Raw genomic sequence first — 22,587 nt, forward strand, 5'->3', positions numbered from 1 at the left:
CGCAGCTACTGGCCGCAGGAACCAGTGTCGAAGCGGAAGTACCTCGTGTTGGCCCAGCGGCAGAGCCAGGTACCCACGGCGATGCCGGCGATCGTGACGAAGGCCGGAAGGTATCCGCTGGCGACCTGAACGATCGGGATCGCCGGGCAGCCACCCGAGATCGCCCAACCGGTGCCGAACAGCACCGCGCCGGGTATCACGCCAGCGTGGATGCGGCCTGGTGTGCGGCGGACGCGCAGCACGGCGAAGACCACGACGATGATGGCCACGGCGCCGGCGAAGGCCAGGAACATACGCAGATCCTGGAAGGTGAACATGCGGTTCAGTTCGGCGAAGTCGCCGAACCCGATGTTCCCGACGGTGTAGCCGAGGGCCAGCCCAGCGATGATGTTGGCGACAAGGATTCCGCCCCGCGTACGCATCAGATCACCTTCCACAGCACGAACGACACGAGAACGGCGGCGCCGAAGAAGACGGCGGTCGCGACGATGCTGACCGGCCGTAGCCGGCCACAGCCACTGAGCCCGTGACCGCTGCTGCACCCTCCGGCGAGGCGGGTGCCGAAGCCGACGAGTACACCGCCGATGAACAACACGCCGACCATGTGCGTCGGGTTGCCGGTCACCAGGTGGCGGAAGCCGTCGCCCATGTCGAGGCGGAGGTGGAAACGGCCGGAGGTGACCGCCGCGATCAAGCCACCAATGAAGATCGACAAGAGCAGCGCGGCCTGGCTGGCCAGCGGCGCCGGCAGCAGGCTCGCGACCCGGCCCCGCGTTGCCGCCGTTCGCCGCACCTGCTGCTCCGGTACCGGCGGTTGCACCGGCGCGCCGCCGTACGGGGGGAAGGCGGCGGTAGGTACCGCCGGACGACCGCCGAACTGCTCGGCGGTCGCAGCGGCGAGCGCCTCGACGAGGACGCGATCGTCAGTGACCCGGTCGTTCAGCCGTTCGACGCGCCGTTCTTTGCGCCAGTGCAGGACCCGGTCCCACGCTCCGGACACGCCGATGAACCGGTCAGTCGTGACGGTGTAGTTGATGGTGACGAGAGCGAGTCCGATGGCACCCGCCCACCAAGGCCAGTACTCATTCATGCGGGACCTGCAATCCAATCGGCGAGTCGGGTCCACCACCGGCGCTGCCTGGGTGGCGCCGGTCGGACCGATGGAATTCCGGAGTGGTGCGGAACCTGTGGCGAAACCGGGTGCGAAACCGGGCGGGAAACCGGGTGGGAAATCGGGTGCGAGACCGGGTGCGGAACCGGGTGCGGAACCTGCGGCGGAACCTGTGCGGGTGGTACCGGGTCGAACCCGCGGGCCGGTCGCAGCGCGGGCTCCGGTGGCGGCGCCGACTCGAACCGGGCGGCATTCACCCAGGGGAGCCCGGGTTCGCTCCGCGGTTGCGGTACCGGTCTCGGTCGGGCCGGGACAGACCCGTCAGCCGAGGGGATGCCTCTCAGGTGTAGTGCGTCGTGCCCGTTCGGCAGGAGCGTAATCGGCACAAGCTGACCCGTGGTCGACAACTTGTACCGCGCACAGTCCCGCCATCCGGCCGCGCTATCGCAGTAGTAGTTGCGCCAGTCGCGCAAGCTCGCGTTGAGCAGCGGGAAGAGCGGGCATTCTCTGGTATGCGAGCAGCCCATGTCGCTCCGATCTGATCCGCGCGCCACCCGGAGAGGTGGGCGGTTTGACGTGAGTTGGCGCTGCAGACCTCAGCCAGCGAGCATAGGCCATGCTGAATGTAGTTGCAGCAACTCGTTGCGTGATCAACGGACCATTGGGTAGCGCCCCGCACAGCGCTCCCGCCGCGACCACGCCCGTTAACTGCGCCGGTCACCCTGGCTCCATCGTCATCATCCTGAACCCGACAAGCGTCACCATACACGGCACTCGATGGCAAACCAGCAGCCATGATTGCCAACAGCCACTACCGCCCTAGCGGGGATACTCTGCCCGAGCCAGGCTCATGTGCAGCACCGAGAGCAGCGCGTCCCGTACCGACCGGCGCTGACGTGCATCGAAGCTAATCAGAGGCGTCTCCTCGGACACCGCGAGGGCCCACCGCACGTCTTCGAGGTGGTGCTCGAGCTTCCCGTGGAACCGGTTGGCCGCCACGACGAACGGGATGTCGTGGTGTTCGAAGTAGTCCACCGCCGCATAGCAGTCCTCCAGCCGCCGCGTGTCCACAATGACCAGTGCGCCGAGCGCCCCCTGCGTCAGGTCCTGCCACATGAAACCGAAGCGGTCCTGGCCGGGCGTGCCGAACAGGTACAGCTTGATCTCCTCGTCGATCGTGATGCACCCGAAGTCGAGCGCCACCGTCGTCGTCGTCTTCTGCGGCACGTGACCAGTGCGGTCGATCTCCGCGGCCACCTCCGTCATCGCGGCTTCGGTGGTGAGCAGCGGAATCTCGGAGATCACCGACACGGTGGTGGTCTTTCCGACGCCGAATCCGCCGGCAACGACGATCTTCACCGGCAGCGGCGGTTTCCCGGCCAGCTCTCCGGCTTCATCGGATGGCTTGGAGTCCACGGATGACCCTTTCAATGATCTTCTTGTTCTGGGGAAGCCCGACGTCCGGCCGGCGCACCGCCAGGTAACCCGCTTCGATGAGATCGCTGACGAGTACCCGCGCCACGCCCAGATGCAGGCCCAGCCGGGCGGCGACCTCGGCGATCGAGATCGGCTGTGCGCAGAGCACGACGATGTCGCGGTGCTCGAACATCAGCCGGTCGGCGTCGCTGTGCCCGGCCGGCGTGGTCTGCACCTGAGCCTCGATCTCCAGGCTGGCATCGGCGGGGCGCACCCGGCCGCCGGTGAGCAGGTACGGGCGTACCCCGGAGGCCTCCCGTACCGGAGGCGGGACGTCCACCCCGCCCGCCTCGTCGAGGTAGGGCCGGGTCAGTCCCGGATCCGGCGGTTGCCGCCAGTCCTCGCCGCCTGCCATCGCGCTCAGGGCCATCGCCGTCAGGACCCGACGCTGATCTTCAGCTCCTCGACGAGCTGCGGCGTGAGGAAGTCACCGGCCCGGTTGGCGAACATCGCCATCTCGTAGGCCAGTACACCGAGGTTGGCCTCCTTCATCGCCAGCACGCCCAGCGAGGATCCGATTCCCAGGGTGCACACCATCAGGTATCCGCGCTCCAGATCGATGATTACCTTGTTTGCCACGCCGAGGTCGTACACCCGGGAAGCGCCGGAGGCCAGGCTGTTGATCGCCGAGGTGATGGCGGCCAGCCGGTCGGCGTCGGCCCGCTCCAGGGTGTCCGACATGGCGATGAGCAGGCCGTCGGATGAGACTGCGATCGCCTCGATCACCCCTGCGGTGCCCGCGGCGAACCGCCGCAGCAGCCAGTTGAAGCGCTGAACGTCGCTATTGATGCTCTGCGTTGTCATCGCCACTCCCTTCCGTCGTGCGTCACTGCCGTTGCGCATCAGTTGTTCGCGCGGGTATCACTTGCGGCTCCCGTGGCGCGGGCCACGCCGGCGACGAAGCTCTCCAACTCCGCCCGCTCACCTACCGGGTCCCGCGTCTGCGTACTGTGCACCGCCGGCCGGGGTGACGCGTGGTCGACGCGAAGGGACCGGTCCAGGTGCGCGCCCGGTACCCGGCGCGTCAGCTCTCCGCGCATCGTTGACGCCTGCTCGGGGATGGTCGACCGCTTCCTATCGGGCTGCTCGGTACGGGGTTCGTCCATGACGAAGGAGGGCAGGTGGTCGCCCGGTTGGCGGCGGATCAGGCCACCCCGGGTCAGCGCCGGCGCGGCCGGTCGCTCCGGCGCAACCTGCTCCGGCACGGCCGGCTCCGACGGGAGGGCGGCCGGCTCGTGCTCCTCCATCACCTCAGCGTCCATGACCACGCCATTCACGGCCGTGCCGGTCACGACCGCACCCCGCGGAGCCTCCAGCTCGTGCGGCGCGAACCAGGTGAAGGAGCCAGCCCGCTCGGACGCCGCCCAGTCTGCGAGTTGTGCCAGCTCTCGGGTGTCGTCGAAACCGGGGTCGTACACCCGCGGCGGCCGCGGCGCGGCGCTCCTCGGCCTGGTCGGCGACGGCGGCGAGGCGGGGCGCGACAGGGCGCGAGGAGCGGTGGTGAACAGCTCCGGCGGCACCCGCACCTCGACGCTCACCCCCTGTCCGGGGCTGTGGCGCAGGTGGACACGCAGGCCGTGGCGACGGGCTATCCGGCCCACCACGAACAGGCCCAGGACGCTCGTCGGCGCGATGTCGAGCCGTTCCCGCTCGACCAGCCGGCGGTTCTCCTCCGCGAGGCGCTCGTCGGACATCCCGATACCGTGGTCGACCACGGTTATCTCGCAGTGCCCGGACACCCGCGCGTACACCTCCACCGGCGCGCCGGGCGGCGAGAAGGCGGTCGCGTTCTCCAGCAACTCCGCGAGCAGCAGCCGAAGGTCCGCCACCAGCTGCGGCAGGATCGTGACGTCGGAGACGGCGGCGATGCGCACCGCCTGGTACCCCTCGATCTCGGCCACCGCGGACCGCACCACCTCCAGCAGCGAGGCATGCGCGCAGATCGGCTCGTCCTCCCGGATCCCGGACACCACGAGCAGGCTGTCGGCGCTGCGACGCAGCCGGGTCGTCAGGTGGTCGAGCCGGTACAGCTTGACGAGCATCCGCTCGTCCTGCTCATTGCGCTCGAACTCGTCGATGAACGCGAGCTGGCGGGCGACCAACCCGCGGGTACGCCGGGCGATGTTGGCGAACATGACCGACACGTTGCGCCGGCTGGCCACCTGCTGCTCCATCAACAGGGCCGCCGTGGTCTGCACCCGGTTGAACGCCGCCGCCAGCTCGCCAATCTCGTCGTTGCCGCGGACCCGCACCATCGCGAGCGTCGGCGGGTGGGAATGGCTGGCATCGCCGTCGGCGACCCGGACGAGCTCGGCACCGGCGAGGTCGGCCACCCGCTTGGCCGCCGAGGTCAGGTGCCGCAGCGGCACTGCGACCGAGCGGCTCACCCGGAAGCTCATCCAGACGACGCCGACCAGCAGCGCGACCGTGAGTCCGATCAGCGTGGCCGCGCTCAGCCGGGCCTGGCCGGCACGGGACTGCGCGCGTACGAGGGTGGCGTGCACGACCCGCTCCTGCAGCGCGCCGGCCTGGACGGCAGCGGACCGGACGGCCGCCATGACGTCGGTCAGCGGCGCCGGCAGCCCGTTGCCGGCACCGACCCCGGCCGACAACTCGTCCAGGCGACGGGCGTTGGTGCCCCGCTCGACCGCGTCGAGCATCGCCACCGCCGGCGCCTCGGCCTGCTGGCGGAACCGGTCGACGTCGATGCGGCGCAGCGACCTGGCCTCGATGGCGAGCTGCGCCGCGCCGCGCCTGTCGGTGACCGCGACCAGCGCCGCTGCGCCGATCCGGTTGGCCTCCTCGTTCGCGCGTAGCAGCGCGTCCAGTGCGCTCAACTGCCGGAGCCCGGCGAGGTCGACGCGCGGCAGCCAGGTCAGCCCCAGCGCGTCGATCAGGCGGACGATCCCGGCGTGGTAGGCGTCCTGTACCTCGGCCGGCGCCGCCGTACCACCGAGCACCTGGCGCCGGACGGCGTCGAGCGAGCCGAGCTGGCCGACCGCCCGGCGTACCGGCGGGGTGCCGCCCTCGACGGCCTCCTGGGCCAGATCGGCGCTGGTCGCGCTGAGCGCGGCGTAGGCGCTCCGGTCGACGGCGGGCGTGGCCAGCGAGGCGAGGGCGAGCAGCCGCTCCTGCTGCAGCCCCTCGATCAGTTCGGCGACCTCCCGCGCCTTGCGCGCGGCGTCGACGGTCACCGTCGCCGAGATCGCCGAGTCGAGGCGGCCGACCGCGAAAGGCACTCCGGTGAGCACGAGCGCGGCGAGGGGCAGCGTGAGCAGCAGGCTGAGCTTCTGCTGGACGTTCAACCTACCTAACATCGCCTACTCGTTCCCCCCGGTTGGCACGGACCGCGCGACCGAGGTGTGACAACTCCTCGAAGGCGAACGTGTCGAACGGGTCGGCCACTCGGCTCTCCGTCCGCGCGGTCCGTGCCCGTCCGGAGCCACCGGACGGGGCCGGCTCGGCCATCGCGGCCGGCGGCCGGGCGGGGAGCAGCAACGCCAGCAGGAAGCCGAGGAGCAGCAGACCGACGCCGGCACCGAGCAGTGTCCAGGTCCGCCGGATGGACAGCCGGTCGGCCCGTTCGCGCAACAGGGAGTCCAGTTCGCCGAGCGCCGCGCTCGCGAGGGGGCGGGTCTGCTGGCGTACCCGCTCCGAGCCGCCCGTGAGCCCGGGGACGTCGACCTTGCCGAGCCTGTGCAGCCAGATCGCCGGCGGCACGAAGGCGTCCACCGCGGAGGTGAACGCGTCGAGCTGACCGGCGAGGTTGGGTCCGAGGGTGGGGGCGCCAACGCCGCCGGCGGCCCGGCTGTCGAGCGCCTTGTGCAGGCTGCTGCTCACCTGCTCGCTGGCTACGGCCACCTGGTAGCGCGCCACCGTGACCCGGGTCTGCGCGTCGTCCGACGGGGTGCGCTCCCCGAGCACCGCCATGTCGACGGCGCGTCCCGCGAAGACCAGGACATTCGGTATCCACCGCAGCGCCGCGTCCGCCAGGTAGTACGACTCGAGCTCCGGGTCGGGTACGAGCTTCGAGGCGTCACCGACGGCGCGGATCAGGTCCGCCGCGAGGGCCACCACCGCCGAGTACGCCGAGTACGCCTGCTCGCCGCCCAGGTGCTGGCCCATCACGGTGGCGATCCGGCCGCGCAGCTCGGTCCAGCGACGGTGGGTACCGAGCGGATCGCCGTGGATGTCGTCGGCCGTGTCGACTCCGGCGATCGCGGCGTCGACCTGGTTCGCGTCGGGCTGTGCCCCGCGAATGGCCGCGGACTGGGCGTCGGTCAGCTCACCGACGAGTTGGACGAGGGGTTGCAGGTACGCCACGCCGTGGCGCTCGGCCTCGATGGTGGCGAGCCCCTTGTTGGTGGCGCTCCACGACTGTGCCATCACGGATACGAACAGCGTGCCGGCCGCGACCACGACGGCGAGGCGCACGAACACGTGCGAGCTCCAGCGTCGCGGTATCGCGGAACGAACCCCGTTGGGCATGATCGTTCCCCTTCCTGACGGGCAGGGTAGAAACAGTTGGGTCGAAGGAGCAGAAACGGATCAGCGACGCCGGGTACGGGCTACGGACGCGGCGCTGGGTACGGGCGTCGAAGCGCACGAGCGGGCCCGGGGCGGCACGATCTCGTACGCGGACTCGCCGTGCTGTGACAGGTCCAGCCCGGCGGCCTCTTCACGCGGGTGTACGCGGTTGCCGAGCAGCCGATTGGTGAGGCTGCCCACCAGGCACGTCACGATGAATGAGTACGCCACGACCGCGCAGACGGTCACGAGTTGCGCGCCGAGCAGCCGGTACCCGCCGCCGTAGAAGAGCCCGTCGGCGCCGGCGGGGTTGACCGACCTGGTGGCGAAGAGGCCCACGGCGAGGGTTCCGAGCACACCGCCACCGAGGTGGACGGCGACCACGTCGAGGGCGTCGTCGAGGTCGAACCACGACTTCAGGCCAGCGGCGAGTTGGCAGACGGCGCCGGCGAGCAGACCGATGGCGGTCGCGCTGAGCGGGGTCACGTACCCGGCCGCAGGGGTGATCGCGACCAGGCCGGTGACCGCACCGTAGGCGGCCCCCAGCGTCGTACCCTTGCCGAACCGCGTCCGCTCGATCACGATCCAGGCCAGGAGCGCCGCGGCGGCACCGAGCTGGGTGTTGATGACCGCGGTGGCGGCCACCCCGTTCGCCGCCAGGGCGGATCCGCCGGTAAGCCCGAACCACCCGAACCACAGCAGGGCGGTGCCGATCATGACGAGCGGCAGGTTGTGCGCGCGGTGCTGCTCCAGCGGCCAGCCGCGACGGCGGCCCAGAACCCACGCCATAGCCAGGGCCGCGGCGCCGCCGTTCGCGTGCACGACGGTGCCGCCGGCGAAGTCGAGGGCCCCGAGTCGGCTCGCCCATCCCTCGGGAGAGAAGACCCAGTGCGCTACGACCGCGTACACCAGCACCGTCCACAATGCAGTGAAGACGACGTACGCATCGAACCTCCACCGCTCGGCGGCCGCGCCGCTCACGAGGGTGGGCGCGAAGACGGCGATCATCATCTGGAATGCCACGAAGGCCAGTACCGGTACGCGGAGGTGGGCCAGGCCGGGTAGGTGTCCGTCGGGTTGGTACACGTCGGCGCCGGCCAGACCGGCGAGGTCGAACCCGCCGAGCCACCGGCCGGTCCCGAACGCGAACGAGAATCCGATCGCCGCCCATATGAGACTGACGACGCCGATCGTGGTGAAGCTCTGCATGATCACCCCGAGCACGTTCTTCTGGCGCACCATGCCGCCGTAGAAGAACGCCACTGCGGGGGTCATCACCAGGACAAGGGCCGTGCTGGCCAGTACCCAGGCGGTCGCACCGACATCCCACGATCCTTGACCAGGATTCACCTGTTCGTCCTCCTCGCAGCATTGCGAGCTGTGGACGGGTTCGCCGTGGCCCGACCTTCTTCGCCGGTGACGGAAGCCGGCGAGGAGTCTCTAGCTCACTCCCAGTGGTCTATGTGACCTCGGCCACTATAGGCACGCGTCGACAACCGGCGCGACCGAACGGCCATGAAAAGCTCCAACTGGGACACCTGGCGGATATTTCCCGGCCGGAGTAGGAGAAAGGCACTCCATGGGTTCGACCGCGAGATGGACGCTGTTCCGGGTCGCCGTGGTGGCGGCACTGGTCGCGATCCTCGTACCGGTCTCGTTCGGCCGCAGGCCCGCGCACCTGGGACCGTCGGTGACCGCGCAGGGCCCCGCTCCGAGCCGTGCCGTTCCGGACGCCGCTCCCGCGCCGTCGGCCACCTCGGCGGTGGACGGCGCCCTCCACCCCGACCACGTCGTTGTCGCCATCTTCGAGAACACGGCGTACGCCAAGATGGCCGGCAACAAGAAGGCGCCCTACCTGAACTCCCTGATGAAGCGGTCGGCGGTGTTCACCAACGCGCACGCCGTGACGCACCCCAGCCAGCCCAACTACCTGGCGCTTTTCTCCGGCTCCACCCACGGCGTCAAAGATGACCACTGCCCCGTCGATCTGCGGGGAAAGCCCAATCTGGGCCGCCAACTGCTCGACGCGGGCCTGGGCTTCACCGGCTACTCCGAAGACCTGCCCATGCCCGGTTTTCTCGGCTGTTCGCACAAGCGCTACGCGGCCAAACACAACCCGTGGGTCGACTTCGACAACGTGCCCGCTAGCGCCAACCAGCCGTACAGCGCCTTTCCCACCGACTTCAGCACGTTGCCGACGGTGTCCTTCGTCGTGCCCAACCTGTGCGACGACATGCACGACTGCGGCGTGGAAACCGGTGACCGGTGGGCCCGGGCGCACCTCGACCCGTACCTGCGGTGGGCGGAGCGGCACAACAGCCTGCTCATCGTCACGTTCGACGAGAACGACGGCAGCCCGAAAAACCAGATCCTCACGCTCTTCGCCGGCGCCGGGGTCGCCCCGCGCAACCACCGGGAGCCGATCAACCACTACCGGGTGCTGCGTACCATCCAGGACTTCTACGGGCTCCCCCCGATCGGGCAGACCGCGCGGAGCAGCCCCATCCGGGACCTCGGCCGGTGAGAGGAAAGGGCACCCCGCTGCGGGGTGCCCTTTCCTCTCAGGTTGTCGGGTCGTCAGGCGGTCGGGCTGACCGACGGGGACGGACTCGACGACTGCGTGGGCGCCGAGGTGCTGCTGGACGGCGTCGGCTTCGGCGATTTCCGGTGGGGCTCGTGCCGCGCCCCGCGCCGGTCGCCCTCGTCTCCGCGCTGCCCGTCGTTGCCCCAGCCACCGTCACGGTTGTAGCCACGCTCGTGGTAGCCGCGGTCGCCGAAACCGTGTGAGACCGCCGCGCCGGCGACGAAGCCGACGCAGCCGATCACGCAGGCGCTGAGCAGGGCGGCCGCCGCGATCCAGATGCTCAGGCGACCGGGCAGCCGGCGGTACCACGCGGGCCGGGAGCCGGCAGCGGGAGCCAACGGCGTGGTCGGGCTCTCCTGTCGCGGCTGGTCGGCGGGCGGCACAGCACTGGAATTGTCAGGTGGGTTGGTCACTGTTGGGCTCCTGAGTCGAGGCTTCCTGTCGCCTACGACAGTGACCGCCGTGCCTAAACGCAGCCGCCGCGCCACTTAAGAATCGGATGAGAAGCCAGCATCAGCCGAAATGCCGTTCCGCTCCAGCGGAAGCCGTACGGTCATCAGCGCCCCACCCGTCGCGGAGCGGCCAACGGTGACGGTGCCGCCGTGCTGGGCGATGGTCTGCGCGACGATCGCGAGGCCGAGGCCGGAGCCGGGCATGGACCGCGCGGTGGCCGCCCGGTAGAACCGCTCGAAGACCCGGGGTACGTCCTCCTCCGCGATCCCCGGACCGGAGTCGGCGACGGTGAGCACCACGCTGTCGGCGTCCAGGGACAGCGCCGTGTGGACGGCGCCCTGGGGCGGGCTCCACTTGGCGGCGTTGTCGAGGAGGTTGAGCACCATGCGCTCCAGCGCGAGCGGCCGCCCGGCGACGACGGCGGGCCGTACGTCGGTCTCGAAGCTGACGGCGGTCGCCCGCAGCCGGACGCGTTGCACCGCCGCGCCGACCACCTCGGCGAGGTCGACCTCCTCGACCGGCTCCGGACTGGCGTCCTGCCGCGCCAACTCGACGAGTTCGTTGGTCAGCTGAGCCAGCTCGATGACCTGCACCTCCAGGTCCTGGAGCAGTTTCGTCCGGTCCTCGGCCGGCAGCAGCCGGCCGGTGCCCGCTCCGCAGGCCTCCGCCCGTACGAGTAGCTCGATGTTGGTGCGCAGGCTGGTCAGCGGGGTACGCAGCTCGTGGCTGGCATCCTCGACCAGCATCCGCTGCGCCGTACGGGACGCGTCCAGCGCGGCGAGCATCGCGTTGACCGACCGGGCCAGCCGGGCGATCTCGTCCTCCCCGCTGACCGGGATCGCCGCCTGCAGGTTCTGGGTGGCGGCCACGTGCTCGACCGCGCCGGTGAGGCGCTCGACCGGGGCGAGCCCGGCGCGGGCGACCGTGCGTCCGAGCAGTGCGGCCCCGGCCACGCCGGCCAGGCAGCCGATCGTCAGCAGCAACCCGAGCTCGCCGAGCGTACGTTGGGTCGGGCCGAGCGCGATGGCGACCTGCACCGCTCCCCCGCCCTTGGCGGGGACGGTGAGCATGCGGTAGGTCCGCGGGCCGACCTCGACCTCTTCACGTACCGCCGCCTGACGGCCGGTGGCGATGGACCGCGCGGAGGGGGTCACCGGCAGCACGGGGGTCGCGCCGTTGGCGAGCATGCCGGTGGCGTCGAGGATCTGCCAGCGCGGGCCGATCTCCCTGCGTCCCTGAAAACCGTTACCGGAGTGCTCATCGGAAAAGTCGGGCCCACCCGGATAGGACTTGTCGGGCACCGCCGGCGTGAGCGACGTCGGCCACTGGCCGGGCTGGGCGGCGATCGCACTCGCGTCGGTGGTGAGCTGCGCGTCCAGCTGGCGGTACAGCTCCGCGCGTACGGCCAGCCAGGCGAGGCCGCCGACGGCGACCACCGCCACCGCGACCGCCAGCGCGGCGATCGACGACAGCCGCGCCCGCAGCGACAGCCTGGCCCACCGCCGCGCCAGGAGCTGCCGCCCACCCTTCAAGCTGCCGAATGGGTTGATCTTCACAGTGGCTGCTCCCGCAGCGCGTACCCGACGCCCCGGACGGTGTGCAGCAGGCGCGGCTCGCCGTCGGCTTCCAACTTGCGGCGCAGATAGCCCAGGTACACGTGCAGGCTGTTGGAGGTCTCGCCGAAGTCGTACCCCCAGACGTGTTCGAACAGGATCGGCCGGGTCAGCACCTGGCGCGGGTGGCGCAGAAAGACCTCCAGGATGGCGAACTCGGTACGGGTCAGCCGTACTTCGCGCGGGCCCCGTCGCACCTCCCGGGTGGCCGGGTCGAGGGTCAGGTCGGCGAAGCGCAGGACGCCGGAGTCGACCGGCTCCGCGGCCGGCTCGGCGGCTTCGTTCGGGCCGGCGAGGTTCGACCGGCGCAGCAGCGCGCGCAGCCGGGCCAGCAACTCCTGCAGAGCGAACGGCTTGATCAGATAGTCGTCGGCACCGGCATCGAGCCCGGCGACCCGGTCCCCCACGCTGTCGCGAGCGGTGAGCATGAGCACCGGAAGCAGCATGCCCTCGGCACGCATCTGCCGGCACGCCTCCAGCCCGTCCAGGCGCGGCATCATCACGTCCATGATCACAGCGTCGGGCTCCTGGCTGCGGATCAGGTCAATGGCGGCGAGCCCGTCCTCCGCGGCGGCCACCTCGTAGCCCTCGAAGCGGAGCGTGCGCGACAGCGAGTCGCGCACCGCCGCATCGTCGTCGACCACCAGAATCCGCACCCGACTCCCCCCAATTCCACCTATCGCGTTGGCCGTACCGCGTTTGCCAGATGGCGGGCGGGCAGGTACCAGTTTGCGAAGCACGCCGACTTCCGGAGCAGGCCGACGAACAGCACCGCGAGCCGAGCCGACCGCCAGCGAGCAGCGCCCGGGCAACACAATCTACCCGCCCGGGCCCGTAGGCCCGCCGTGCACGCCGGTCCCCAACTACCTGACCGCCACAACCTCAGTACTCCATAAGAGGGGCCTAAGAAACCGGTAGGAGCACGACGAAACCGCCCGGCAGCGCCTTGGCAACGGTCCGAGAATGCCTATGATCCGCATGCCCCTACGACCTGTAGTGATGAGTGGGGAACGGCAACCGGTTGTTCAGACGGGCACCAGCCGGCTGTAACGCGCTCACGGGACAGTGATCTTCTGCCCGTTCGCCGAAAGGAACGCCATGGCAGTCGCCACCGCGCGCCATCAGCCCAGCGCCGGTACACCGGACGCCGCGATCGCTCAGGCCAGGCCGCCGGAGGTTGCGCCCCCGCAGACCCTGGTGCCACAGGTCGCGGCGGCCCGGCAGCACGGGCGCGTGGTCGTGGTGTCGGCCAGCGTCGGGGCCGGACACGACGGGGCGGCCGCCGAACTCACCCGGCAACTGCGCGCCGCCGGGCTCACGGTCGACCGCCATGACTTTCTCGACATCCTTCCCCGCGGCTGGGGTCGCCTGGTCCGGAGCGTGTACCGGGCCGAACTCACGGTGGCGCCACGAACCTGGGGGTGGGTCGCGAACGCGACCGGGAGCAGCGCGACGTCGACCCGCACCTCGGCCGGGCTCAGCCGCGTCGCGGGCGCCCGCATGATGGAGGCGGTCGGATCGGACCCGTCCGTCGTGCTGTCGACGTACCCGCTCGCCAGCCAACTCCTCGGGCGACTGCGGCAGGAGGGGCGGCTCACCGCACCCGCCGCGACGTTCCTGACCGACATGTCGGTACATCCACTGTGGGTCGCGCCCGGAGTCGATGCCCATCTCGCGCTCCACCCCGTACCCGCGACCCAGGCCCGCTCGCTCGGCGCGCGCAACACCGTCGTAGCCGGCGCCGCCGTGGCCCCGGGCTTCCGCCCCCGCCGGGACGACCCGGAACGCCTCGCCGCGCGGCGGGCGTTCGGGCTGCCCGGCCACGCGCGGCTGGCGCTGGTCGTGGCCGGCTCGTGGGGTGTCGGGTCCGTCGGCCGCTCGGCCCGCGACATCGCCGACACCGGCCTGGCGGTGCCGGTGGTGGTGTGCGGGCGGAACGAGCCGCTCCGCAAGCGGCTGAGCCGCGACCGCCGGGTCATCACGCTGGGCTGGGTCGACGACATGGCGACCCTCATCCGAGCCTGCGACCTCGTCGTCCAGAACGCCGGTGGGCTGAGTTCGCTGGAGTCATTGGCGTCGGGCGTACCCGTACTGACCTACCGCTGCCTCCCCGGGCACGGCGAGACCAATGCCGCGGCCCTCGAACGGGCCGGCTGGGCGGAGTGGGTACAGCACCGCCGTGACCTGGGCACGGCGCTCACCCGCACGTTCGCGCTGCCGGGACCGTCGACCTTCCCTCGCATCCACGCCGTTGACGCGATCATGGGAATCGCCGCCCGCGCTTCTAGCGTCCTCGCGTGAAAGGCTCCCGGATTCTCGCCACCGGCGCCGCGCTCACGCTAGCCGCCCACGCGGCTCCCGCGCTGACCTCGATCGCACCGCTACGCCGCCGCCTGCTACCCGGCCTGTCCGGCACGGGGCTGCGCAACCATGTGGCGCTGACCTTCGACGACGGCCCCGATCCCCGGTCCACGCCCGCGTTCCTGGACCTCCTGCGCGCCCAGCACGTACGCGCGACGTTCTTCCTCCTCGGCAACATGCTCATCCGGGCGCCGCAACTCGGCGCCGAACTGGTGGCGGCCGGGCACGAAGTCGCCATTCACGGCTGGGAGCATCGCTGCCTGATCGCCCGCGGCCCGCGCGCCACGTACGACGACATCGCCCGCGCCCGCGACCTGGTCGCGGCGGTCACCGGCCGGCAACCACAGTGGTACCGGCCGCCGTACGGCGTGCTGACCACCGCGGCGCTGAACGCCGCCCGGCGGCTCGACCTCGCCCCGGTGCTGTGGACGGCCTGGGGACGCGACTGGGAGGCCCGCGCCACGCCGGAGTCGGTGCTGGCCACCGTCGCCGGCCGGTTGCGCGGCGGCGGGACGGTCCTGCTGCACGACTCCGACTGCACGTCGGCGCCCGGATCCTGGCGGCGTACCCTCGCGGCGCTGCCTGAGTTGATCGACGACGTCCGGGGCCGGGGGCTGCGCATCGGCCCGCTGGCCGAACACGGCCACTGAGCCTCGGAGGCGGCTGGCCACAGTGGACCAGCCGCCTCCGATGCGATGACGATTAGTTCCAGATGCCGATCAGTTACCGGAGCGCCGGCGGGTACCGGCGTCGGTCCGGCAAAGCATCACACGCCAGAGAGAACCTAGACATAGGCGAAAATGGGTATAACGCGACGGCTCGACAGACCGAGCTTCCCCCGGGCAAACGAACCCCGCACCGTCGACATCAGACGGTGCGGGGTCGCTTGTGACGCACCCTATGACTCGAGCAGCCCCAGATTGCGCAGGCGGCGCAGCCATCCGGTCGCGGTGTGACGGGGCACGCCGTAGTGCCGCGCGAGCGCCGTGGTACCACCCACCTCACGGTACGCCGAAAGCACCTCACCCGGCTCCGGCATCCGGCGGTACGCCCGGCGGCCGTTCGCCGGCTGCGCCGCGGCGGCCGCGGCGGCCGCCGCGGCCGCCCGGTCGGCCTTCGGCTGGCGCGTACGCGACGGCGCCTTCTTCGCGGGCGCCGCGCGAGCCGTCTTCTTCGGCCGGGATGACCGGCCAGTGCGCACGGACGACACTGACGCCTCCGACGCCTCCGGCACCTCCTCGGCAACCTGAGCTTCGGAGACTTCAGCCGCCAACCCGGAGACATCAACCTGCGTCGACCCATGCCCGTTCGGTCCGGGCGTCGCCGTCACGGCCGCCGGCGCGGGCGGAACGAGCGCGGCGATGAGTTGGTCCAGGTTCAGCGCCGGTAGCTGCTGCGGAAAGATCGCGCCGCCCGCTGTCGCCCGTACGGTCAGTTCGGTAATGCGCGCGCTACCGGATGTCGTGTCCACCCTGATGGTGGTGCGCGCTCCGGCTTCGTCATCGTTGGGGGTGATGGTGATGGTGTAGCCAGCCACGGTGGAGCCTCCATGGAGCTTCAACGATCGGCTGCCGCCCGGAGGGGAGCAGTCTGGGCGGCGACGACAACAGACCACGAATTCCTCGTGATCATTGAGATACTGCCATGGACGAAAGCGTTTTCCTAAGGGAGTTCAACGGATTCCAACGCCTCGCGCTGCCTACATAAATAAATGTCGATTCTCAGTAAACGAGCTGTCACAACTGGTGCAACAGACAGCGATGCGGCTCAGGTCGACTCGACCGTCACCGGCACGCCATTGAGCACCGCGGTACCCGACAAGGGATCCACCCGCAGGTCGTCGGTGAGCCGGTTGGCGTTGACCCCCGCGGTTCCGGCGGCGACGGAAAGCTCCACACCCGGCAGGTCATGACCCCAGCCGTGCGGGATGCTCACCACGCCCGGCGCGATGTCGTCGGTGACCTCGACGGTGAGCTCAACCCGGCCGACCCGGGAGGAGACCCGCGCCTTCCCGCCGTTCACCAACCCGAGCCGCGCCGCGTCGGCCCGGTTGACCACGACCGTGCACAGCTCGCGGCCTTTCACCAGCGCCGGCACGTTGTGCATCCAGGAGTTGTTGGAGCGCAGGTGCCGCCGGCCGACGACGACGAAATCCCCCGACTCCGGTGCCGGCGCGGCAGCGAGTGCGCGGACCTCGTCGGCGATCGGCTGCGGACACAGCTCGATCCGCCCCGACGGCGTACGCAGGATCTCCGGGATACGCGGCGTGAGCGGACCGAGGTCGACCCCGTGCGGCTGCTCACGCAGCCGGGCCAGGTTCAAGCCATCGGGTACGCGGCCGAAGCCGTCGCCGTACGCCCCCGTCCGCAGCCGCAGGTCGACCAGCCGTTCGGCGGCGGTGTCGCCGGTCAGCAGCGCCGGGTCGGCCCCGAGCTTCGCGCAGGCCTGCCGCAGTTCGCCGTCCTGCCAGGCCTCCACGTCGGCGCGCCAACCCAGGCCGGCGAAGATGGCCATCAGGCGCAGGTAGATCTCGCACTCGTCACGCATCTCCCCGTCCAGCGGCAGAACCGGCGGCGAGAAGTTGGCGACGTTGCGTACGGCGAACCCGTAGAACGCGACGTCGTAATGGGCGCCGCGGCTGGGCGGAGGCGGCGGCAGGATCACGTCGGCGTGCCGCGACGTCTCGTTGACATACGGGTCGACGCTGACGACGAAGTCGAGCGTCGAGATCGCGCGGGACAGCCGGTCGGCGTTGGGTACCGACGACGCGGGGTTACCCGCCACCGTGACCAGCGCGCGGACCTGCCCCTCCCCGGGCGTCTCGATCTCGTCGGCGAGCGTGACGGCCGGGAACTCGCCGAGGACCTCGGGCAGCCCGCGTACCCGGCTGCGCCAGCGACCGGTGGTGAAGCCCGGGCCGGTCCCCTTGCCCCGCCGGCTGTGCGCCGGCAGCGGGAACATCGCCCCGCCTGCCCGGTCGAGGTTGCCGGTGAGAATGTTCAGCACGTCGACCAGCCAACTCGTCACGGTGCCGCACGCGACGGTCGTGGTGCCGATTCGCCCGTACACGGCGGCGCGCGGCGCGGCGGCGAGCTGGGCCGTGAGCTCCCGGATGGTCGCCGCGTCCACCCCGCAGCGCGCGGCCATCGCCTCCGGGGTGAACGGCGCGACCAGATCCCGCACGGCGTCGACCCCGTTGACATGCTCACTCAGCCTGCCCGGTTTCACCAGCCCGGCCCCGAACAGCGCATTCACCATGCCGAGAAGAAGGAACACATCGGTACCGGGCCGGATCGGCACGTACTGGTCGGCCGCCTGAGCGGTGCGACTGCGGCGCGGGTCGACCACGACGAACCGGCCGCCACGCGCCCGCAGCGCCTTCAGCCGTCCGGGAGCGTCGGGAACCGTCCACAGGCTGCCGTTGGACGAGTAGGGGTCGGCGCCGAGTATCACCAGGAAGTCGGTGCGATCGATGTCGGGTACGGGGATCGCGAACGGGCCGCCGAACAGGTATCCGCACGACACGTGCTTGGGCATCTGGTCGAGCGTCGAGGCGGTGTAGACGTTGCGCGAGCCGAGCGCCTTGCGCAGCAGGCCGGCGTAGAGGTTGCCGGCGAGCGTGTGCACGTTCGGGTTGCCGAGGTAGATCGCGACGGCGTCCCGGCCATGCTCAGAGATGATCCGGGTGAGGCCGGCGTCGACCGCGGAGAACGCCTCGTCCCACCCGGCCGGCACGAGCGCGCCGTCCCGGCGGATCCGCGGGGTCCGCAGCCGGTCGGGGTCGGCGTCCAGTTCCCCGAACGAGGCGCCCTTGGGGCAGATGAAGCCGTGGCTGAGCACGTCGTCGGCGTCCCCGCGGACGCGGGTGAGGCGGTCACCGGAGACGGTGAGCTCCAGGCCACAGGTGGCTTCACACAGTGGACAGGTGGTGTACGCGGTGCGTGGTTGGTCGACCATGAACCCTCCCCGTCAAGTTACCGGCCAGTTAACCTTCTGCGACCCCGGATGGCGAGAGCCCCGCAAGGACGAAGTCGGCGATCTCGTCGGCCAGTTGCCGGGGCGAGGTCGGGCCGCCGGGCTGGTACCACTGTGGCAACTGGTTGACGACGCCGAACACGACCAGCGTCACGGTGTCGGCCGAGGCGACGGCCGCGAAGGTTCCGTCCGCCTGCCCGCGCGCCACCAGGTCGCGGAACGCCTCGTGGTACCGGCGGCGCTGCGCCCGCAGCGCCGCCATCGGCTCGGTGGGGAGCTTGTGCATCTCCCGGGCGAACACCGCGGCCTCGGCCAGCCGTGCGGTGGTCGTCTCGACGAGGTCGACGATCAGCGCCCGGATGACGTCGCCGGGCACGCCACCAGCAGCCAGGATGCCGTCGAGGTGCGCCAACTGCTCGCTGATGAGCCGGTGGTAGATCTCGTACAGCAGGTCGTCCTTGGACCGGAAGTAGTGGTACATCGCGCCCTTGGTGACCGCAGCCCGCGCCACGATCTCCTGTACGGACGTGGCGTCGAAGCCCTGGGTCGCGAACAGGCTGACCGCGGCATCGAGCAGCCTCCCCTGGACGGGGCTCAACGCCATCTGGCCAGCTCGCGGCGCGCCACCGAGCGGCGGTGCACCTCGTCCGGCCCGTCGGCGAGCTGGAGGGTACGGGCGTGTGAGTACAGGTTGGCCAGCGGCGTGTCCTGGCTGACACCGGCCGCGCCGTGCGCCTGGATCGCCTTGTCGATGACCCACCGCGCGACCTCCGGCGCGACCACCTTGATCGCCGAGATCTCCATGGCCGCGCCCTTGTTGCCGACCGTGTCCATCAGCCAGGCCGTCTTGAGCGTCAGCAGCCGCGCCTGCTCGATCCGGATGCGCGCTTCCGCGATCCACTCCTGCACCACGCCGTGCTGCGCGATGGCGACGCCGAACGTCTGCCGGGACAGCACCCGCTGGCACATCAGCTCCAGCGCGCGCTCCGCCATGCCGATCAACCGCATGCAGTGGTGGATGCGCCCCGGCCCGAGGCGGGCCTGGGCGAGCGCGAAGCCCTCGTTCTCGGTACCGAGGAGATTCGCAGCGGGTACCCGGACGTTGTCGAATCCGATCTCGGCGTGCCCGCCGTGCGGGCCGTCGGTGTACCCGAAGACGGTCGTGGGGCGCACGATCGTCACCCCGGGGGTGTCCAGGGGTACGAGAATCATGCTGTGCCGGCGGTGCTTGGGCCCGTCGGGGTCGCTGACGCCCATCACGATGGAGACCTTGCAGCGCGGGTTCATCGCACCCGACGACCACCACTTGCGGCCGTTGATGACGTAGGAGTCGCCGTCACGCTCGATCCGGGTGGCGATGTTGGTGGCGTCGGAGCTGGCCACCTCCGGCTCGGTCATCGAGAAGCAGGAGCGGATCTCGCCGTCGAGCAGGGGCTTCAGCCAGCGCTCCTGCTGCTCCGGCGTGCCGAACATGGCCAGGATCTCCATGTTGCCGGTGTCCGGCGCGGCGCAGTTCATCGCCTCCGGTGCGATCAGCGGGCTGCGGCCGGACAGCTCCGCGATCGGCGCGTACTCCAGGTTGGACAGTCCGGCGCCGAACTCGGAGTGCGGCAGGAACAGGTTCCACAGGCCGCGCTTGCGCGCCTCCGCCTTCAGCTCCTCCATGATCGGCGGGGCATCCCACTCGCCGGGGCGCTGCGCGACCTGCTCTTCGAACATCTTCTCCGCCGGGTACACGCAGTCGCGCAGGAACTCCGCGGCTTTTTCGTGCATCTCCTTCGCGCGATCGCTGAATGCGAAGTCCATCTGGTTACTCCCCTAGAGTCGCGGCAGCTCGTTCGATGAGCTGCGGCACGGCCGGCCCGAACGTCTCGAACCCCGCGCCGACGGTCTTGCCCTGCAGGTAGCGGGCGTGGATGCCTTCACTGATGACGGCGAGCTTGTAGTTGCCGAAGGCGACATACCAGTTCAGCCGCGCGACGTCGATGCCCGTCGCCGCCGCGTAGCGCGCCGCAAGCTCCGCACCGGTCGGAAAACCACGGGGTACGGGCGGCAGCAGGCTCAACTGCGCCAGGTCGGTGTACACGACGAGCAGCCCCACGTCGGCGAGCGGATCACCGATCGTGGCCATCTCCCAGTCCATGACCGCGAGGATGGCGCTCAGGTCGTGGGAGAACATGACGTTGTCGAGGCGGTAGTCGCCGTGCACGATCCCCGCGCGGGGCGAGTCCGGGAGCTCCTTGGCCAGCCGTTCCGTTACCTGTTCAAGAAGTGGCAATTCACGCGTCTTCGAGCGCTCCCACTGCTGGTGCCAACGCCGTACCTGCCGCTCCAGATAGCCCTCGGGGCGCCCGAAGTCGGCGAGGCCGACCTCGGAGTGGTCGACGCCGTGCAGCCGGACCAGCAGGTCGATCAGCTTCTCCCCACACTGCGAAGCAGCCTCGGGGCCGATGTTTGCGCCTCTCACGACGATGCCGTCGACGTACTCCATGACGTAGAACGGCGCGCCGATCACGTCCGCGTCCGGGCACAGCAGCAGCGACTCCGGTACCGGGAACCCGACCTGCGCCAGCGCGGTAATCACCCGGTACTCCCGGGCCATGTCGTGCGCGGACGGCAGGACGTGCCCGAGCGGCGGGCGCCGGAGAACAACCTGCTTCGTCCCGTCGGTCACGACGTACGTGAGGTTTGATCTCCCGCCACTGATCACCGAGGCGGTGAGCGGACCGGTCAGCCCCGCCTGCGCGAGGTAGGGCTCGGCTCGCGTGAGATCGAGCCCGGGTGGACTGGTGTCGGATGCCACTGCGCCTCCTCCGTACCGACCGGTCGGTTTGGACCGTAGCCGCGTATCGACGGGGGTGTCAACGGTCGGAATTGGCAGAGCGAGTGGCGGGATTTCCCCGTTATATCCGCCGTATAACGTGGAAATCCGACCACCGGTGTGGCCAGTCGCCCGGGCGCCACCGCGCAGACGGGCCGTGCTGATCATCTGCTTAACTCTTCCCGAAGACACCCGAAGACCAGACGGGAGCTCATCGTGCAGCACCAGGAGATCGGCGCCTGGCTCGACGACCTCGCCTCCTCGGCGCCGGCGCCAGGCGGTGGCGCCGTCGCCGCGATGCAGGTGGCCATGGCCGCCGGCCTGGTGGAGATGGTCACGAACCTGACCATCGGAAACCCGCGGTACGCCGAGCACGAGCAGACCATGGTCGAGGCCCGGGAGCAGGCCGCGGAGCAGCGGCGCCTGGCGCTCCAACTGGCCGAGGACGACGCCACCGCCTTCACCGCGGTTACGGACGCGTACAAGTTGCCAAAGTCCACGGATGAGGAGAAGGCCGCCCGTTCCGCCCGGATCCAGCAGGCCTTGCTCGGGGCTGCGGAGGTGCCGTGGCGGACCGCGCAGGCCGCCGCGACAGTTCTTGACCTCGCCGAAAGAATTCTTCCCGGCGCGAACGTCAACGTGCTCTCCGATGTTGCGGTGGCTGCCTCCTCGGCTCGCGCGGGCCTGGAGGCCGCAATCGTCAACATCGAAGTCAACCGGACTGCCATCAAGGACGAGGACGAGCGGGCCCGCCTCGGCGACGCGGTCGCCGCGATCGAGCGTGACCTCGACCGGGCGAGCGCCGTGGTGGCTTCCGTACGGAAGGGACTGAGCCGATGACCCTCATCGACGGACGCGCGATCTCGAAGGCGATCCTCGAGACGGTGACCGCGGACGTGGAGGCGCTCCGGGCCGCCGGTACGACGCCGACGCTCGCGATCGTCGTGCCGACCGACGACGAGGCGACGGCCTGGTACGTGCGCTCGATCGTCCGGGCCGCGGAACGGGTCGGCATCACCGCCCGCCAGATCGATCTGCACGGCACGACCGCCCCGGAGCTGATCACCGAGCTCGCCGCGCTCTCGGCCGACCCGGGCGTGCACGGGATCATCTGTCAGACGCCGCTGCCGAAGGGCGTCACTCTCGACCAGATCGGCCAGCACATCGCGCCGGCCAAGGACGTCGACGGCGCCAACCCGGAGAGCCTCGGCCGGCTCGCCGCCGGGCTGCCCGCGTTCGCGCCGGCGACCGCGCAGGCGGTGGTCGAGATCCTGCAGCGGGAGCAGGTGCCGCTGGCGGGCGCCGACGTGGTCGTCGTGGGCCGCAGCAACGTCGTCGGCAAGCCGGCTGCCCTGCTGCTGCTGGCCGAGAACGCGACCGTGACGATCTGCCACTCCCGTACCCGTGATCTCGCCGCCCACACCCGGCAGGGAGAGGTCCTGGTCGCCGCGGTGGGACGCGCGAAGATGCTGGGCGCCGACCACGTCAGGCCCGGTGCGGTCGTCATCGACGTGGGTACCAACCCGACCGAGGACGGCGGGCTCGTCGGCGACGTGGACACCGAGGCCGTGGAGTCGGTGGCGGCCGCGATCACGCCGGTTCCCGGCGGGGTCGGGCCGGTGACCACCGCGCTGCTGCTGCGCAACGTGGTCACCGCCGCGCGGGG

Annotated in this window: 21 protein-coding genes; 5 read left to right on the forward strand and 16 right to left on the reverse strand. The window is 70.6% G+C overall.

Annotation, left to right across the window (positions count from 1 at the left end):
• Positions 1-5: 5 nt before the first annotated feature.
• The 8 genes from HC028_RS25220 to HC028_RS25255 form a co-directional block, all read right to left on the reverse strand.
• A complete protein-coding gene (locus HC028_RS25220) occupies positions 6-422 on the reverse strand; it encodes a YeeE/YedE thiosulfate transporter family protein (protein ID WP_168079925.1) in 417 nt (138 codons plus the stop codon).
• Positions 422-1,090, reverse strand: coding sequence for a YeeE/YedE family protein (locus tag HC028_RS25225; RefSeq protein ID WP_168079926.1), 669 nt, complete (start codon positions 1,088-1,090; stop codon positions 422-424). The genes HC028_RS25220 and HC028_RS25225 overlap by 1 nt, the downstream gene beginning before the upstream one ends.
• 840 nt (positions 1,091-1,930) lie before the next feature.
• The gene (locus HC028_RS25230) at positions 1,931-2,527 is read right to left on the reverse strand and encodes a GTP-binding protein (protein WP_168079927.1); all 597 of its coding nucleotides are present in this window, start codon (positions 2,525-2,527) and stop codon (positions 1,931-1,933) included.
• Positions 2,505-2,957 carry a DUF742 domain-containing protein gene (locus HC028_RS25235; protein ID WP_203981543.1) on the reverse strand — a complete coding sequence of 151 codons (453 nt, stop codon included), beginning with the start codon at positions 2,955-2,957 and terminating at the stop codon, positions 2,505-2,507. The genes HC028_RS25230 and HC028_RS25235 overlap by 23 nt, the downstream gene beginning before the upstream one ends.
• Before the next feature lie 5 nt (positions 2,958-2,962).
• Positions 2,963-3,391: a roadblock/LC7 domain-containing protein gene (locus tag HC028_RS25240; RefSeq protein WP_168079928.1), complete on the reverse strand. Its 429-nt coding sequence runs from the start codon at positions 3,389-3,391 to the stop codon at positions 2,963-2,965.
• Between the two features lie 38 nt (positions 3,392-3,429).
• Positions 3,430-5,904 carry a sensor histidine kinase gene (locus HC028_RS25245; protein ID WP_168079929.1) on the reverse strand — a complete coding sequence of 825 codons (2,475 nt, stop codon included), beginning with the start codon at positions 5,902-5,904 and terminating at the stop codon, positions 3,430-3,432.
• Entirely contained in the window at positions 5,894-7,027 is a 1,134-nt protein-coding gene (locus HC028_RS25250; protein WP_168079930.1) for a hypothetical protein, read from the reverse strand. Before HC028_RS25250 ends, HC028_RS25245 begins: the two co-directional genes overlap by 11 nt.
• Before the next feature lie 108 nt (positions 7,028-7,135).
• On the reverse strand, positions 7,136-8,464 hold the full coding sequence (locus HC028_RS25255) for an ammonium transporter (RefSeq protein WP_203981542.1): 1,329 nt from the start codon (positions 8,462-8,464) through the stop codon (positions 7,136-7,138).
• 229 nt (positions 8,465-8,693) lie between these two features.
• Here HC028_RS25255 and HC028_RS25260 point away from each other — a divergent pair, with 229 nt between their 5' ends.
• Entirely contained in the window at positions 8,694-9,638 is a 945-nt protein-coding gene (locus HC028_RS25260; RefSeq protein WP_168079931.1) for an alkaline phosphatase family protein, read from the forward strand.
• Positions 9,639-9,691: 53 nt separating this feature from the next.
• Here the strand turns inward: HC028_RS25260 and HC028_RS25265 are convergent, their stop codons facing one another.
• The 3 genes from HC028_RS25265 to HC028_RS25275 form a co-directional block, all read right to left on the reverse strand.
• Positions 9,692-10,111, reverse strand: a complete 420-nt coding sequence (locus HC028_RS25265) for a hypothetical protein (protein WP_168079932.1) — start codon at positions 10,109-10,111, stop codon at positions 9,692-9,694.
• Between the two features lie 75 nt (positions 10,112-10,186).
• Positions 10,187-11,707, reverse strand: coding sequence for a HAMP domain-containing sensor histidine kinase (locus HC028_RS25270; protein WP_239075686.1), 1,521 nt, complete (start codon positions 11,705-11,707; stop codon positions 10,187-10,189).
• Positions 11,704-12,420, reverse strand: a complete 717-nt coding sequence (locus HC028_RS25275; RefSeq protein WP_168079933.1) for a response regulator transcription factor — start codon at positions 12,418-12,420, stop codon at positions 11,704-11,706. Before HC028_RS25275 ends, HC028_RS25270 begins: the two co-directional genes overlap by 4 nt.
• Before the next feature lie 442 nt (positions 12,421-12,862).
• Here HC028_RS25275 and HC028_RS25280 point away from each other — a divergent pair, with 442 nt between their 5' ends.
• Together HC028_RS25280 and HC028_RS25285 are read left to right on the forward strand one after the other, a co-directional pair.
• Positions 12,863-14,065 carry an MGDG synthase family glycosyltransferase gene (locus tag HC028_RS25280; RefSeq protein ID WP_168079934.1) on the forward strand — a complete coding sequence of 401 codons (1,203 nt, stop codon included), beginning with the start codon at positions 12,863-12,865 and terminating at the stop codon, positions 14,063-14,065.
• Positions 14,062-14,775 (forward strand): polysaccharide deacetylase family protein, encoded by a 714-nt coding sequence (locus tag HC028_RS25285; protein WP_168079935.1) that lies wholly within the window; start codon positions 14,062-14,064, stop codon positions 14,773-14,775. Before HC028_RS25280 ends, HC028_RS25285 begins: the two co-directional genes overlap by 4 nt.
• Before the next feature lie 248 nt (positions 14,776-15,023).
• Here HC028_RS25285 and HC028_RS25290 read toward each other — a convergent pair whose 3' ends face one another.
• The 5 genes from HC028_RS25290 to HC028_RS25310 form a co-directional block, all read right to left on the reverse strand.
• Entirely contained in the window at positions 15,024-15,662 is a 639-nt protein-coding gene (locus tag HC028_RS25290; RefSeq protein WP_168079936.1) for a hypothetical protein, read from the reverse strand.
• A gap of 230 nt (positions 15,663-15,892) precedes the next feature.
• Positions 15,893-18,082, reverse strand: coding sequence for a molybdopterin oxidoreductase family protein (locus tag HC028_RS25295; protein ID WP_168079937.1), 2,190 nt, complete (start codon positions 18,080-18,082; stop codon positions 15,893-15,895).
• A 28-nt stretch (positions 18,083-18,110) separates the two neighbouring features.
• Positions 18,111-18,704 (reverse strand): TetR/AcrR family transcriptional regulator, encoded by a 594-nt coding sequence (locus HC028_RS25300; RefSeq protein WP_168079938.1) that lies wholly within the window; start codon positions 18,702-18,704, stop codon positions 18,111-18,113.
• Positions 18,695-19,906, reverse strand: a complete 1,212-nt coding sequence (locus HC028_RS25305) for an acyl-CoA dehydrogenase family protein (protein WP_168079939.1) — start codon at positions 19,904-19,906, stop codon at positions 18,695-18,697. The genes HC028_RS25300 and HC028_RS25305 overlap by 10 nt, the downstream gene beginning before the upstream one ends.
• A 4-nt stretch (positions 19,907-19,910) precedes the next feature.
• Positions 19,911-20,903 (reverse strand): phosphotransferase family protein, encoded by a 993-nt coding sequence (locus HC028_RS25310; protein ID WP_239075685.1) that lies wholly within the window; start codon positions 20,901-20,903, stop codon positions 19,911-19,913.
• Positions 20,904-21,137: 234 nt separating this feature from the next.
• On the opposite strand from HC028_RS25310, the gene HC028_RS25315 reads away from it, so the two are divergent.
• Positions 21,138-21,761: a cyclodeaminase/cyclohydrolase family protein gene (locus HC028_RS25315; protein WP_168079941.1), complete on the forward strand. Its 624-nt coding sequence runs from the start codon at positions 21,138-21,140 to the stop codon at positions 21,759-21,761.
• Positions 21,758-22,587: bifunctional 5,10-methylenetetrahydrofolate dehydrogenase/5,10-methenyltetrahydrofolate cyclohydrolase (locus tag HC028_RS25320; RefSeq protein WP_168079942.1), on the forward strand; the 830-nt coding region annotated here is incomplete at its 3' end. The genes HC028_RS25315 and HC028_RS25320, both read left to right, overlap by 4 nt.

It is taken from the genome of Planosporangium flavigriseum, from assembly GCF_011947225.1.
GTDB classification, from domain to species: domain Bacteria; phylum Actinomycetota; class Actinomycetes; order Mycobacteriales; family Micromonosporaceae; genus Planosporangium; species Planosporangium flavigriseum.